This window comes from Azospirillum sp. (assembly GCF_050789165.1).
The window spans coordinates 25,643-38,203 of record NZ_JBOZRT010000146.1 but is presented as its reverse complement, the minus strand read 5'-3'; the positions used below and the strand labels follow the sequence as shown (position 1 = coordinate 38,203).

12 protein-coding genes are annotated in these 12,561 nt (G+C 72.7%); 3 read left to right on the top strand and 9 right to left on the bottom strand.

Translation table 11 applies throughout. The features are described 5' to 3' along the window. The first annotated feature begins 148 nt into the window (after positions 1-148). On the top strand, positions 149-1,762 hold the full coding sequence (locus tag ACRWK7_RS30290; RefSeq protein ID WP_431860774.1) for a sensor histidine kinase: 1,614 nt from the start codon (positions 149-151) through the stop codon (positions 1,760-1,762). Positions 1,763-1,871: 109 nt separating this feature from the next. Here ACRWK7_RS30290 and ACRWK7_RS30285 read toward each other — a convergent pair whose 3' ends face one another. Beyond that, positions 1,872-2,930: a glycosyltransferase family 9 protein gene (locus ACRWK7_RS30285; RefSeq protein WP_431860772.1), complete on the bottom strand. Its 1,059-nt coding sequence runs from the start codon at positions 2,928-2,930 to the stop codon at positions 1,872-1,874. Positions 2,931-3,049: 119 nt separating this feature from the next. On the opposite strand from ACRWK7_RS30285, the gene ACRWK7_RS30280 reads away from it, so the two are divergent. Next, complete coding sequence (locus ACRWK7_RS30280) at positions 3,050-3,595, top strand: N-acetyltransferase family protein (protein ID WP_431860771.1); 546 nt, start codon at positions 3,050-3,052, stop codon at positions 3,593-3,595. 13 nt (positions 3,596-3,608) lie between these two features. On the opposite strand, the gene ACRWK7_RS30275 is transcribed toward ACRWK7_RS30280, so the two are convergent. After that, on the bottom strand, positions 3,609-4,049 hold the full coding sequence (locus ACRWK7_RS30275) for a hypothetical protein (RefSeq protein ID WP_431860769.1): 441 nt from the start codon (positions 4,047-4,049) through the stop codon (positions 3,609-3,611). A gap of 185 nt (positions 4,050-4,234) precedes the next feature. On the opposite strand from ACRWK7_RS30275, the gene ACRWK7_RS30270 reads away from it, so the two are divergent. Next, positions 4,235-5,386: an alpha/beta hydrolase gene (locus ACRWK7_RS30270; protein ID WP_431860767.1), complete on the top strand. Its 1,152-nt coding sequence runs from the start codon at positions 4,235-4,237 to the stop codon at positions 5,384-5,386. 31 nt (positions 5,387-5,417) lie between these two features. On the opposite strand, the gene moaE is transcribed toward ACRWK7_RS30270, so the two are convergent. The 7 genes from moaE to ACRWK7_RS30235 all read right to left on the bottom strand — a co-directional run bounded on the left by moaE (position 5,418) and on the right by ACRWK7_RS30235 (position 12,386). Further along, a complete protein-coding gene (moaE, locus tag ACRWK7_RS30265) occupies positions 5,418-5,870 on the bottom strand; it encodes a molybdopterin synthase catalytic subunit MoaE (RefSeq protein WP_431860766.1) in 453 nt (150 codons plus the stop codon). Beyond that, positions 5,867-6,571 carry a hypothetical protein gene (locus ACRWK7_RS30260; protein ID WP_431860764.1) on the bottom strand — a complete coding sequence of 235 codons (705 nt, stop codon included), beginning with the start codon at positions 6,569-6,571 and terminating at the stop codon, positions 5,867-5,869. Before ACRWK7_RS30260 ends, moaE begins: the two co-directional genes overlap by 4 nt. A 4-nt stretch (positions 6,572-6,575) precedes the next feature. Next, the gene (moaD, locus tag ACRWK7_RS30255; RefSeq protein ID WP_431860762.1) at positions 6,576-6,827 is read right to left on the bottom strand and encodes a molybdopterin converting factor subunit 1; all 252 of its coding nucleotides are present in this window, start codon (positions 6,825-6,827) and stop codon (positions 6,576-6,578) included. A gap of 24 nt (positions 6,828-6,851) precedes the next feature. Beyond that, positions 6,852-8,120, bottom strand: a complete 1,269-nt coding sequence (moeA, locus tag ACRWK7_RS30250) for a molybdopterin molybdotransferase MoeA (protein ID WP_431860759.1) — start codon at positions 8,118-8,120, stop codon at positions 6,852-6,854. A 214-nt stretch (positions 8,121-8,334) separates the two neighbouring features. After that, positions 8,335-9,426 carry a TRAP transporter substrate-binding protein gene (locus tag ACRWK7_RS30245; RefSeq protein ID WP_431860757.1) on the bottom strand — a complete coding sequence of 364 codons (1,092 nt, stop codon included), beginning with the start codon at positions 9,424-9,426 and terminating at the stop codon, positions 8,335-8,337. Positions 9,427-9,782: 356 nt separating this feature from the next. Beyond that, positions 9,783-10,724 (bottom strand): XamI family restriction endonuclease, encoded by a 942-nt coding sequence (locus tag ACRWK7_RS30240; protein ID WP_431860755.1) that lies wholly within the window; start codon positions 10,722-10,724, stop codon positions 9,783-9,785. Positions 10,725-10,739: 15 nt separating this feature from the next. Then, positions 10,740-12,386 (bottom strand): hypothetical protein, encoded by a 1,647-nt coding sequence (locus tag ACRWK7_RS30235; protein ID WP_431860753.1) that lies wholly within the window; start codon positions 12,384-12,386, stop codon positions 10,740-10,742. Positions 12,387-12,561 lie beyond the last annotated feature (175 nt).

The following is a 12,561-nucleotide window of genomic DNA, read 5'->3' as shown; positions in this document are numbered from 1 at the left end:
AAACTCTACCGACGTCACGTCTGACAAACGTCTTACCTAAGGCCATAGCGAGGATTGCCGAGGCGATGGGCGTTGAGTTCACCCGATTGCTCGGGCAATGATGGGCCGGAAACCGATAGTTTTCTTTCGCAGAGTGAAACGTCGCCGCATGACCGCCCCGTGGATCAGGACCCTGCTGCGCCGTGCCGGCCTGCGCCGGCCGATCGGCCCGTGGGCGTTGCTGGCCGCGCTGGCGGTGGCGATCGTCGCCGGCTACGTGGCGCTGGCCGGCGGCGCGCTGTGGCGCGAGCACGACCGCACGCGCGAGGAGGCGGCGCGCAACGCCCAGAACCTGGCGCGTCTGGTCGCCGGCGTGGTCGGCTACGCCATGGAGAACGTCTCCCGCGAGCTGGAGCTGATCGCCCACACCATGACGTTCCAGGGGGCGCCCCAGACGACCGGGCAGGGCCGCACCCCGGCGGTGCCGCCGCCGCTCGCCGCGGTGGCCGTGCTCGACGACGACGGTGCGCTGCTGGCCGGCGATCCGGGGCTGGCGGCGCTGCCGGCGGCGCGCGTGGCGGTCCGCACGGTGGAAAGCGGGCGGCTCGACGTGCACGCCGGCCCGCCGGGGCCGGAGGGGCGGCCGATGCTGCTGTTCACCCACCGCGCGCCGCAAGGGATCGTGATCGCCAGCATGCCGGCGCGGGCGCTGAACCGGCTGGTCCGCTCGGTCGAGCTGCCGGGGCTGGAGGGCGCCGACATCGCGCTGTCCGACGGCACGCCGGTGGTGGGCGCCGCGCGGCCGGTCGGCGACGACGGCGAGCCGCGGCTGGTCGTGCGGCAGGCGGTGGCCGACACCGGGCTGGTGGTGTCGCTGAGCCAGCCCTGGTCCGCGATCCTCGCCGGCTGGCGGGCGACGGCGGTGGAGGCGGCGCTGGTCGGCATGGCGGTGGCCACCGGCGTGCTGGTGCTGACGGTGGCGCTGTTCCTGTGGATGCGCCGCATGCAGGCGGCCGAGGAGGCCCGCCGCGCCGCCGAGGCGGCGAGCCGCGCCAAGTCCGACTTCCTGGCGCTGATGAGCCACGAGCTGCGCACGCCGCTGAACACCGTGCTGGGGTTCGCCGAGATGATCCGCGACCGCGCCTGGGGGCCCGGGGCGGAGGACCGCTACGTCGAGTACGCCGGCGACATCCACGCCGCCGGCACGCACCTGCTGTCGGTGCTGAACGACGTGCTCGACCTCGCCAAGATCGAGGCCGGGCGCATGGCGCTGCACCCCGAGCCGCTGTCGGCCGCCGACCTCGCCCAGGCCTGCTACCGCCTGTCCAGCGGGCAGGCGCGCGCCTCGGGGGTGGAGATCGCCGTGGCGGTGGCGGAGGACGCCGGACCGCTCTACGCCGACCCGCGCGCGGCGCGGCAGATGATCGTCAACCTGCTGTCCAACGCCTGCAAGTTCACCCCGCGCGGCGGCACGGTGCGCCTGGAGATCCGCGACGGGCCGCACGGCGGCACGCTGGTGACGGTCAGCGACACCGGCTGCGGCATGACGCCGGAGGGCATCGTCAAGGCGCTGCAACGCTTCGGCCAGGTCGACAACCTGCACACCCGGGCGCAGGTCGGCACCGGGCTCGGCCTGCCGCTGGTCAAGGGTCTGGCCGAGCTGCACGGCGGCAGCCTGGCCGTCGACAGCACCCCCGGCCGCGGCACCACCGTCAGCCTCGCCTTCCCGCCCCCGCCGCTCGCCGTCACCGCGAAGGCGGCGCTGCGCTTCGCGGAGGGGTGATTTCAGGGCCCCCTCCCTGCCCCTCCCCCGCCTTTGGCGGTGGAGGGAACACCGCCGCTCGCCCCCCTCCACCCCCAAAGGCGGGGGAGGGATGGGGAGGGGGCATGTTTCACCTCGACTCCGTCACCAGCGCCCGCGCCACCGCCTCCAGGGGCGCCGTCCAGTCTCCCTCCCGTTCCTGCCGGAACAGCCGCATGGTCGGGTACCACGGGCTGTCGTCGCGCCCGACCATCCAGCGCCAGTCCGCCGCGAAGCGCAGCAGCGTCCACACCGGCGCCCCCAGCGCTCCGGCGAGGTGCGCCACCATCGTGTCCACCGACACCACGAGGTCGAGCGCGCGGATCATCGCCGCGGTGTCGAGCACGTCGTCGCTGCGCGGCCCCGCGTCGCAGAACGGCAGGCCGCACCCCGCCTCCAGCGCCGGCCCGCGTTGCAGGCACACCCAGTCCACGCCCGGCACCGCCGCCAGCCGTTCCAGCGCCGGCGCGGGGATCGAGCGCCCGCCGCCGTCCCACGCGCCGGCCGCCCAGGCGATCCCCACCGCCAGCCGCCCGGTGCGCCGCAGCCGCGCCGCCTGCGCCGCCACCCGCGCCGCATCCACGGTCACATAGGGCGCGACCGCGGGCAGCGTCTCCAGCGTGGTGCGGAAGGCGTGCGGCAGCTCCATCAGCTCGACGGCGACGTCGTGCGGCACCTCCAGGTCGTCCGACAGCGGCAGCACCGCACCGACGCCGGGCAGCGCCGCCAGCAGCGCGTGCACGGCCTCCCGCGCCTGCACCGCCACGCCGCGCGCCCGCCCGGCGAGCGGCGGCAGGTAGCGCATCATGTGCAGGATGTCGCCCAGCCCGTGGTAGCAGCGCACCAGCACCCGGCGCCCCTCCAGCGGCGCGCCGTTCCACACCGGACGCCGGTGGAAGGGCCGGTCGCGGCGATCAAAGTCCTCCGGCGCCGCGCGGCGCAGCACGAGGTCGCTGACCGCCCACGCGCGCTCGAAGTCACCGAGCAGCATCGCCGCCATCCAGCGCTCGCCGCCGTTCGCCAGCGGGTCGAGGCCGAGGGCCACCGCCCGCTCGTGCAGCTCCAGCGCCTCGGCCACCCGGCGCTCGGCCAGCAGCCGGTTCGCGCGCCCGGTCAAACGATCCGCATCGGCATCCCAGCGTGCGTCCACCCGATCGGCTCCCCATGTCGGTCATGGGGCGTAAACGCCGCCGTCGGGATCCGGTTCACCGGCGGCGCTGTTAGCCCTCCAGCACGGCAGGAGCAGCGCAGCATGGGGGAGGAGCGGGCATGGACGGGGACGGGATGCGCTTCGAGGGGATCGCCCGCGTGCCGGTCACCATCCGCCGCGCCCGCGCCGGGGACCTGCCGGCGCTGGAATGGCACGGCCTGTACACGCCGATGCGCGAGGTCATCCAGTCCGCCTTCCGCGCGCAGGAGCGCGGCGACGGCGCCATGCTGCTGGCCGACGCCAACGGCTTCCCGGCCGGGCAGGCGTGGATCGACTTCGCCCGCAAGGCGCACCTGGGGCTGGCGACGCTGTGGGCGGTGCGGGTGTTCCCCGCCTTCCAGCGCGGCGGGCTCGGCACGCTGCTGATGCACGCCGCCGAGCGCACCGTGCTGGCCCACGGCGTCACCACCGCCGAGCTGGGCGTCGACCGCGACAACGCCGGCGTGCTGCGCTTCTACGCGGCGCTCGGCTACGCCCGCGTCGGCACCGAGCGCGGCACCTTCAGCTACCGCACGCCGGAAGGCCGCACGGTGGAGGTGGCGGTCGACCAGTGGCTGCTGCGCAAGCGCCTGGTGGCGGAGCGCCCGCGGCTGGCGGTGCGGTAGCCGCGTCCGCCCCCTACTCCGCCGCCAGCGCCACCCGCTGCGCCACCCGCCCGTAGGGCAGGAACACCCCTGCCGCGGCCAGGATGCGGCCGAACTCCTGCGCCGAGCCGCTGGCCATGCACAGCCCGACCAGCGGCAGCCAGTGGTCCAGCGCCGCCAGCGCCACGTCCTCGTTGCCGTGCTGCAGGGCGCCCAGCGCCTCCAGCAGGGCCGCCTCGTCCTGGCCGACCATCAGCATCGCCGGGCTCAGCACGGACGGCCGCCGCGCCCCCTCGGCGGCGAACACCCCCAGCATGGCGAACAGCGGCAGCAGCGCGTCGGCTGGGATGCCGGCGGCGCCGAACGCGGCGCGGATCGCCGCCATCGAGCGGACCGTGCCGCCGCGGAACCACAGCCGCACCGCCATCAGCACTGCGTATTCGCCCTCGGTCAGGTCGTGCACCGTCATGGACATGCTGTTTCCCCTGTCGTTGTGGGGGCATCCTAGCGCATCGTTTTCCTAAATGCGAGTCATTATCATTTGCATTCGTGCGCGAACGAGGGAGGCCTGTGACAAAAGAGGTACCGGAACGTCCGGGCAAGGTCGCGTTAACCTTGTTCGGAAATCCTGGCCCCGCTCGACGTGAGGGGCTGGAATCGATGATGCGCAAGCTTGCCAAGGGTCTCCTGGGTCTCCTTCTGGCCGGTGTGGTGGCCGGCGCCGCCGCTCCGGCGGACGCGCAGATCCGCTTGAACGCCGCGTACGGCGACGGTTCGCTGCAGGGGCCGGGCAAGTCCCGCGGCGCGGTGATCTGGAGCCACGGCCGCGCCGTCGAGTACGAGGACTCCACCGCCCCCACCCCGCTCTACATGCAGGCGCTGCGCGACGCCGGCTGGGACGTCTACCGGCTGGACCGCATGCGGGTCAGCGACACGCTGCCCAACAGCTCCCGCGCGCTGGCCGAGCACGCCGAGCACCTGAAGACCCGCGGCTATCAGCGCGTGGTGCTGACCGGGCAGTCGTTCGGCGCCTTCATCTCGCTGCTGGCCGCCGGGCGGACCGACAAGATCGACGCGGTGGTCGGCACCGCGCCGGCCGCCTTCGGCAACTTCTCCGAGGCGTACGACTCCTACCGCGACAACGCCACCCAGCTGTGGCCGATCCTGCGCAACGTGCGCTCGGCGCGGGTGATGCTGTACTTCTTCCACGGCGACGACTTCGATCCGGGCGGGCGCGGCGAGCAGGCGCGCACCATCCTGGCCGGCCGCGGCATCGACAACGTCATCGTCGACCAGCCGGCCAGCCTGACCGGCCACGGCGCCGCCAACTCCGGCCTGTTCGTGCGCCGCTTCGGCTCCTGCATCATCCGCTTCGCGGACGCCCCGCCGAAGGCCGGCGACCCGCCCTGCGACGAGGCCTGGGGCCGCAGCCCGAGCCCCGGCCTGCTGCAGGCCAGCGCCGGCAGCGCGCCGACGTCCACCCCGCAGCCCGGCAAGTCGGGCAGCCTGGGCCCCTTCCTCGGCACGTGGTACGGCACCTATGTCAACGGCCGCGAGGTGATGCTGCGCGTCCAGCGCGGCGAGGCCGACAACGCCAGCGCCGACTACGTGCTCGGCCCCGGCGTCGAGCCCGAGCAGGGCCTGGAGCACGTGCGCCGCAAGGGCCGCGTGGTGGAGGAGGAGCTGGTCTTCGACGAGAAGGGCCGCAACGTGCTGCGCTACTACCTGCGCCCCGACGGCAAGCTGGCCGCGACGTGGCTCGACAAGTCCGGCAAGGGCCGCCTGGACACCGTGCTGCGCCGGGTGGACTAAGATCCCCTCTCCCCTCCGGGGAGAGGGTTCGTCACCTCTCCCAGCGCGCCGCCGCCGCGTCGTCGCTGCCCTTCGCCTCAACCCAGCGCTCGCCCTCCGGCGTCGCCTCCAGCTTCCAGAACGGCGCCCTGGTCTTCAGCCAGTCGATCAGGAAGTGGCAGCTCTCGAACGCCGCCTCGCGGTGGGCCGAGGCGGTGGCGACCAGCACGATGCGGTCGCCCGGTTCCAGCCGGCCGTAGCGGTGGATGATCAGCACGTCGTCGAGCGGCCAGCGCCGCCGCGCCTCGGCCTCGATGGCCTCCAGCTGGCGCTCGGTCATGCCGGGATAATGCTCCAGCGACATCGCCGAGACGGCCTCGCCGCCGGCCATGTCGCGGACCAAGCCCAGGAAGCTGGTCACCCCGCCGATGGCGGTCTTCCCCGCCGTCAGCGCCGCCAGCTCGGATCCCACGTCGAAGTCCTCGCGCTGCACCCGCACGCTCATGACATGCCGCTCCCACCCGTTTCGCCCGCCCCGAAGCGGAGCGCGTTCAGCGTGAACCCCCAGGTCGAGGTGACCCAGATCTCCTCCTCCGGCCGCAGGTTGCGGTCGCGGATGGCGAGGCACACCCGCCCCATCACGAACCCGAACAGCACCAGCCCCAGCTCGTCCACCCAGTCCTCCAGCGCCGCGCACAGCGCCACCAGCTCCGGCGCCGCGTCGGGCTCGCGCGCCCTCAGGAACGCGCGGTCGGCGCCGTAGTCGCGCAGCAGCACCTTGGCCTCGGCGCGCAGCCGGGCGCGGTTGCGCCCGGGGTCCCCGTCGAAGCGGATGCGCTCGGCCAGCGCGTCGAGGCGCGGCAGGAACATGATGCGCACCACCTGCGTGCGTTCGGTCACCACGCCCGCGGCGCCGGCGTAGACGCCGTCCACCTCGTACATGGTGTAGCCCTGGATGCCGCCCTCCAGCCGCCCCGCGATCGCGTCGAGGTCCGCCACCAGATCCGGCCAGTGCCGCTCCAGCAGGCGCACCACGTGCTCGCGGTTGTGCGGGTCGGCGAGGTAGGCGCGGATCCTCGCCGCGTCGAAGGCGTCGGTCAGCGTGTCGTACAGCACGCCCTGGAAGTCGGCGCGCTTGGGCAGGTACAGCTCGACCAGCACGCCGTGCTCCGGCGGCTGGAACAGGTATTGCCGGCCCTGCGCCACGCCCTCACCCCCCGGTGACCGGCGGGAACAGCGCGACCTCGTCGTGCGCCCCGACCGGGTGGTCGAAAGGCACGTGCTCCTGGTTCACCGCCACCTTGACGACGGCGGTGTTGGCCAGCGCCTCCGCGTGTTTCGGCCCGCGCGTCTTCAGCCACTCGACCAGGGAGCCGACGTCGGTCACCTCGGCCGGCGGTTCGACCTGTTCCTGCGCCACGCCGATCTTGGTGCGCAGCCACGCGAAATACAGAACCTTCATCACCGACCTCGCTATCGGACTTCGCTATCGAACTTCGCTCAGGGGCAGGAACTCGACCGTTTCGCCGGGTTCCAGCCGGGACAGATCTTCGGGCAGCTCGACCAGCCCGTCGGACTCGACCAGCGACGACAGGATGCCGGCGCCGTCGCGCGGGTGCTTGACCGCCGTCAACGCGCCGTCCTCGCCGCGGACGAGCGTGGCGCGCACGTACTCGCGCCGGCCCGCCTTCTTCTTGTAGGCGAAGGCTGCCTTGACCGGAAACAGCCGCGGCTCGGACTCCTCCGCCCCCATCAGGCGCAGCAGGATCGGCCGGGCGATGCGCAGGAAGGTGACCATCACCGCCACCGGGTTGCCGGGCAGCCCGACGAACGCCGCGCCCTTCACCTGCCCCAGCGCCACCGGACGCCCCGGCTTGATGGCGAGGCGCCAGAAATGCAGCGAGCCGAGATGCTCCACCGCCGCCTTGACGTGGTCCTCCTCCCCCGTGGACATGCCGCCGGAGGTGATCAGCACGTCGTGGTCAGCCGCCGCGCGCTCCAGGGCCCCGGTGACGGCGTCGAGCCGGTCGGGGAGGATGCCGAGGTCGGTCACCGCGCAGCCCAGCTGCCGCAGCGCCGCGATCAGCGCGAAGCGGTTGGCGTCGTAGATGCAGCCCTGCGGCAGGTCCTGCCCCGGCTCGCGCACCTCGTCGCCGGTGGAGAACACCGCGGCGCGCAGGGGCCGGCGCACGCTCAGGTCCTTGCGCCCCAGCGAGGCCGCCAGCCCGACGTCCTCCGGCCGCAGCCGCCGCCCGGCGGCCAGCACGACGGAGCCGCGCGTCACGTCCTCCCCCGCCTTGCGGCGGTTGGCGCCGCGCTTGATGCCGGCGGGGATGGCGACGCTGCCGCCATCGCCATCGCTTCCGATGGGCCGGCAATCCTCCTGCATCAGCACGGTGTCGAAGCCGGCGGGCATCGGGGCGCCGGTGAAGATGCGCACCGCCTCGCCGCGCCGCCCCTCGCGGCCCAGCAGGTGGCCGGCGGCGACGCGCCCGGTGACCGGCAGCACGGTCTCGCCGTCCGCCCGCAGGTCGTCGAAGAACACCGCGTAGCCGTCCACCGCCGAGTTGTCGTGCGGCGGCACGTCGAACGGCGCCACCACGTCCTCGGCCAGCACACGCCCGAGCGCGTCCGCCAGCGGCACCGTCTCCGCCGCCGTCACCGGGGCGACGCGGCGGCGCAGCAGGTCGAGCGCCGTGCGCACGGGCATGAGGTCGCCGCCGAAGGCGAAACAATCGTCACTGAGCTGGGCCATGGGGCACGCCGGCTGAAGGGTCGCGAATCCCGCGCATAGTGCAAGCGCGCCGGTCCCGGATGCAACCCCCGCGGCGCGTGCGCCCCGACGTCCGCCCCTTTCCCTCAGCCGTCATGCCCGGGCTTGTCCCGGGCATCCACGCACCTGGATCTTTGGAAAAGCCGCGGTCGTGGATGGCCGGGTCAAGCCCGGCCATGACGGCTGAAGAAGGGCCTTACCCCCGCTTCTGGCTGGCCGAGTAGACGAAGTTCTCGAAGCTGTTCTCGCCGACGCGGAACCAGAGGTACGCCTCCTCGCGGAATTTCTTCCAGGGCTCGTAGATCTTAGCGAACTTGGCGTTGGTCTTGGCGATCTCGTCGCACAGCTCGAAGGAGGCCTTGTAGCTGGCCTCCATGACATCGCGCGGGAACGGCCGCAGCTGGGCGCCCGAGGCGACCAGACGGCGCAGCGCCGCCGGATTCTCGGCGTCGTACTTGGCGTTCATCATGACGGTGGCCTCGTGGCAGGCCGCCTCGAACGCCGCCTGGTACGGCTTGGGCAGCTGCTCCCACTGCTGCTGGTTGACCAGCGCCGAGACGTTCAGCCCGCCTTCCCACCAGCCCGGGTAGTAGTAGTACTTGGCGACCTTGTTGAAGCCGAGCTTCTCGTCGTCGTACGGGCCGATCCACTCGGCGGCGTCGATGGTGCCCTTCTCCAGCGCGGGGTAGATGTCGCCGCCGGCGATCTGCTGCGGCACGACGCCGAGCTTGGACAGCACCTGACCGGCGAAGCCGCTGACGCGGAACTTCAGGCCGCTGAGGTCGGCGACGGTCTTGATCTCCTTGCGGAACCAGCCGCCCATCTGGGTGCCGGTGTTGCCGGCCGGGAAGTTGAGGACGTTGTAGCCCTTGAAGAACTCGCGCAGCAGCTCCATGCCGCCGCCCTGCTGGATCCAGGCGTTCTGCTGGCGGGCGTTGAAGCCGAAGGGCATAGTGGCGTCGAAGCTGAAGGTCGGGTCCTTGCCGACGTAGTAGTAGGAGGCGGTGTGCCCGCACTCCACCGTGCCGTTCTGCACGGCGTCGAGCACCTGCAGGCCCGGCACGATCTCGCCCGCGGCGAAGACGCGGATCTGGAACTTGCCGTCGGTGATGGCGGCGACGCGCTTGGCGATGATCTCGGCGCCGCCGTAGATGGTGTCCAGCGTCTTGGGGAAGCTGGAGGCGAGGCGCCAGCGGATCTCGGGGTTGCTCTGCGCGACGGCCGGAGCCGCGACGGTGGCGGCGGCCGCGCCGATGCCGGCGCTGGTCAGGAAGGAACGGCGTTTCATGGGGTGTCTCTAGCTCCCGTCGTCTTGTGGTTGAGGACGAGCCTAGTGGCTCGTTCGCACGCAGGCAAACAACGGAGCCATGCGCATACGGCATGGTATGCCCACCGGAAATGTTGGGCTGCGGACGGTTGACGGCGGTGCGCGACGCCCTGGAGGCCACTCTCCGCGGAGGCGGGAGGGAAACGACCCGCACCGTGGGCGCCCCTTGCCGGACGCCGATCTCCATGATAGGATCAAAGTCCTTTTTGAGCAGGAGCACCCACCCCACACCGGAGCGTGAACTGAACAGCCCCTGCACACTGTTCCACGGTGTTCCAAACTGTTCCATTCGGCCCCGCCGCCGGGCCGCCGCTCCCCTACAGCACCTGCTCCAGCCAGGCGATGAACGGCTCCAGGTCGTGCGCCCAGACCAGGTAGAGGCCGCTGTCCTGCGCCGCCTTCAGGGTTTCCAGCTTGAAGACGCCGGAGATCAGGCCGACCAGCACGACCTGCTCGCCGTAGGCCTTGCGCCACTTCTCGCCCTTGCCGGCGGTGTCGTTGGCGACGCGCTTGACGCTGTTGACCGCCGAGTTGGAGTCCTTCGACTCCACCGCCACGATGCGGCCGTGCCGGGTGCCGATCAGGATGTCGACGCGCCGTCCGTACAGCGTGCACTCGCCATAGTACTGGCCGCTGTCGGGGGCCAGCTTCGGCGCGTTGATCTTGCCACCGTTCGGCGTCGGCACGCAGCGCAGCCCCAGGACGTCCAGGCGGTCCTTCAGCATCTTCTCGACCGTGCGGCCATAGCCGCGGCGCTCGGCCGCCAGGGTCTGCGGGGCGTGCACGGCCGCCGTCATCAGCACGGCGTTGCGCAGTTCGTGGTAGCGCGGCCGGCGCCCGGTAGCGATCCACGGGAAGCGGTGCGGGTCGGCGAGGCGGCAGATCATGCCGAAGACCTGCATGGCGACCTCGTCGCGCAGCAGGTCGCTCTTCTTCAGCCGGTCGGCGGAGCGGGTGACCAGCGTGTACAGGTCGTCCTCGGAGATCGGCGGGCCGGCGACGTAGCGCAGCGCGTCGAACAGCTCGCCGTCGCGCAGGATGCGCCGCACCACGTCCGGGTCGGGGTTTCCCGGCTCGAACGCCGAGACGGCGCGCAGCAGCCGGCGCACCGCGTGCTTGCGCTCGCGGAAATGGCGGAGGTAGGCGCCGGCCGGCTCGCTCAGGCGGCGGTCGACGAAGATGTTGATGGCGGTCCGGCGCTGCTCGTCCAGCATCTCGTCGGGCCAGACGGGCGGGTGCTCGGCCGTGTTGCGAAGCATGATGGGTGGGCTTTCCTATTCCGCGGCGCGCAGCACGCCGCCGGCACGCACCAGCGCCACCACCGCGTCGGGGCGCGGGATGGCCAGGCGCTCGAGGTCGCGCGGCTCGAACTTCGACATGGCCCCGGCGTAGCTGACGCCGGCGTGTTCGGTGAGGTTGCGCTGCAGCCACACCGCGTAGGCGTCGAGCTGCTCGGGCGTCAGGCTGACGCCGTCGCGCACGTACAGGCCGTGCGCGATGTTCAGCATCGGCACCCCCGCCACGTTGCGCGCCACCGCCGGCGCCCGTCGGGCCATGTAGGTGCACAGGATCGGCGCCGGCTCCTTCGGCTTGATGGCGTACCAGTGGGCGCGGCTGCGCGCCGTGGTGCTCTCGGCCGCCCCGGCGCGCTTGGCCCAGGCGATGAAGCGCTCGATGGCCTTGCGCTCGGCCGGCTTGAAGCGCTGCAGGCTGGGCGGCAGGTAGATCACCTTGCGCAAGGCCTGGGGGTCGTCCAGCCGGCCACCGGCGCGGATGATGTCGTGCGCGTCGGTCACCGTGGGCAGCATCACGCTGTCCGGCAGGTCGCGGGCGTGTTCGCCGGCGATCCACACCTGGTTGGCGCCGGTGGAGGTGCCGCGGCTGACGCGGAAGACGGTGCGCAGCGGCACGAGGTCGGGATCGTCCGGCGCCGCCGCGTGGCCGCAGACGAGGTCGCCCCAGCGGTCGCTGGCGGCCAGGGCGGCGCGCTCGACGACTCGCTGCGCGGCGGGGGCGCGCAAGTCGTCCAGGCTCTCGGCGAAGCGGCAGTCGACCGTCTCGTCGGGGGCCGGGTCGGCGCCGCCCACCTCGAATCCGACGATCACCGCGGTGGACATGGTCTCGCCGAAGGCCGGGGCGCGCGGGTCGATCAGGCAGATGCGGCGCACGCCGAGCGGCCCGAGCAGCAGCGTGCGCAGCGCGCCACCGTAGGTGTTGTTCAGCCACTCGCCCGCGGTGACGAAGACGCCGCCGTCGCCGGGCCGCGCCAGTTCCGCCGTGCGGGCGTAGAAGTGCAGGTGCAGCCCGGCCAGCGCCACCGCCCGCCCGGCCGCCGCCGTGGCGCCGAAGCGGTCGAGCACGCCGCGGTACCAGTCCTTCCACGCCTTCTCCAGGTCGTGGTGGCGGACGTAGGGCGGGTTGCCGATGAACAGGGTGCGGCCCGCAATGGCCGGCAGCCCGGCGCGGCGGTAGTCGTCGACGATCACCGTCGCCCGCCCGGTCAGCCCGCGCACCGCGAGGTTGGCGCGCAGCAGCCCGGCGGCCAGCGGGTCGCGCTCGACGCCGATGAGCTGCGCGTCCGGGAAAGCGTCCGCCGCGGCGAGCAGGTAGCGGCCGGAGCCGGCGCCGACGTCCACCACGCGCGCCGCCGTGCCGTGCCCGGCGCCCCAGGCGGTCATGGCGTCGACGATCGCCCACGGCGTGTAGGTGGCGCCGTCCGGCCGGCGCTGCTCGGCGCTACGCAGGACCATCAGCGCCTCGCCCAGCGGGTCCTCGCCGCGCAGGATGGCGGCGCGGGTCCGCGCGACGAGGGCCGGGTCGGCGTCCGGAGTCGGGGCGCCGGCCAGCGCGGCGGCCACCGCGGCGAGCTGCCGTTCCGAGCGGAACGCGCCCTCCTGCCCGCTGATGCTGCTGGATACCATCACCGCCCTGTTGCTCGCCGCGCCCGCCGCTGTCTTGACGGTAAACCTAATACGGCCCCGCGCCGCGAGCAACGCGCGCGTCCCACGATCGCACCGGCGCCGCGCGCTGGCGAAATGCCACATCGGGATGCTCGATTATCTCCGGTAGCCTGCCCTTCCGCAGCGCTAAATTGTC

Bases quoted from the DNA above. Each gene is read 5' to 3' on its own strand.
- ACRWK7_RS30235 (WP_431860753.1), bottom strand. From the start codon at position 12,386: ATGGTATCCAGCAGCATCAGCGGGCAGGAGGGCGCGTTCCGCTCGGAA.
- ACRWK7_RS30275 (WP_431860769.1), bottom strand. From the start codon at position 4,049: ATGTCCATGACGGTGCACGACCTGACCGAGGGCGAATACGCAGTGCTG.
- ACRWK7_RS30270 (WP_431860767.1), top strand. From the start codon at position 4,235: ATGATGCGCAAGCTTGCCAAGGGTCTCCTGGGTCTCCTTCTGGCCGGT.
- ACRWK7_RS30245 (WP_431860757.1), bottom strand. From the start codon at position 9,426: ATGAAACGCCGTTCCTTCCTGACCAGCGCCGGCATCGGCGCGGCCGCC.
- moaE (WP_431860766.1), bottom strand. From the start codon at position 5,870: ATGAGCGTGCGGGTGCAGCGCGAGGACTTCGACGTGGGATCCGAGCTG.
- ACRWK7_RS30290 (WP_431860774.1), top strand. From the start codon at position 149: ATGACCGCCCCGTGGATCAGGACCCTGCTGCGCCGTGCCGGCCTGCGC.
- ACRWK7_RS30240 (WP_431860755.1), bottom strand. From the start codon at position 10,724: ATGCTTCGCAACACGGCCGAGCACCCGCCCGTCTGGCCCGACGAGATG.
- moaD (WP_431860762.1), bottom strand. From the start codon at position 6,827: ATGAAGGTTCTGTATTTCGCGTGGCTGCGCACCAAGATCGGCGTGGCG.
- moeA (WP_431860759.1), bottom strand. From the start codon at position 8,120: ATGGCCCAGCTCAGTGACGATTGTTTCGCCTTCGGCGGCGACCTCATG.
- ACRWK7_RS30280 (WP_431860771.1), top strand. From the start codon at position 3,050: ATGGACGGGGACGGGATGCGCTTCGAGGGGATCGCCCGCGTGCCGGTC.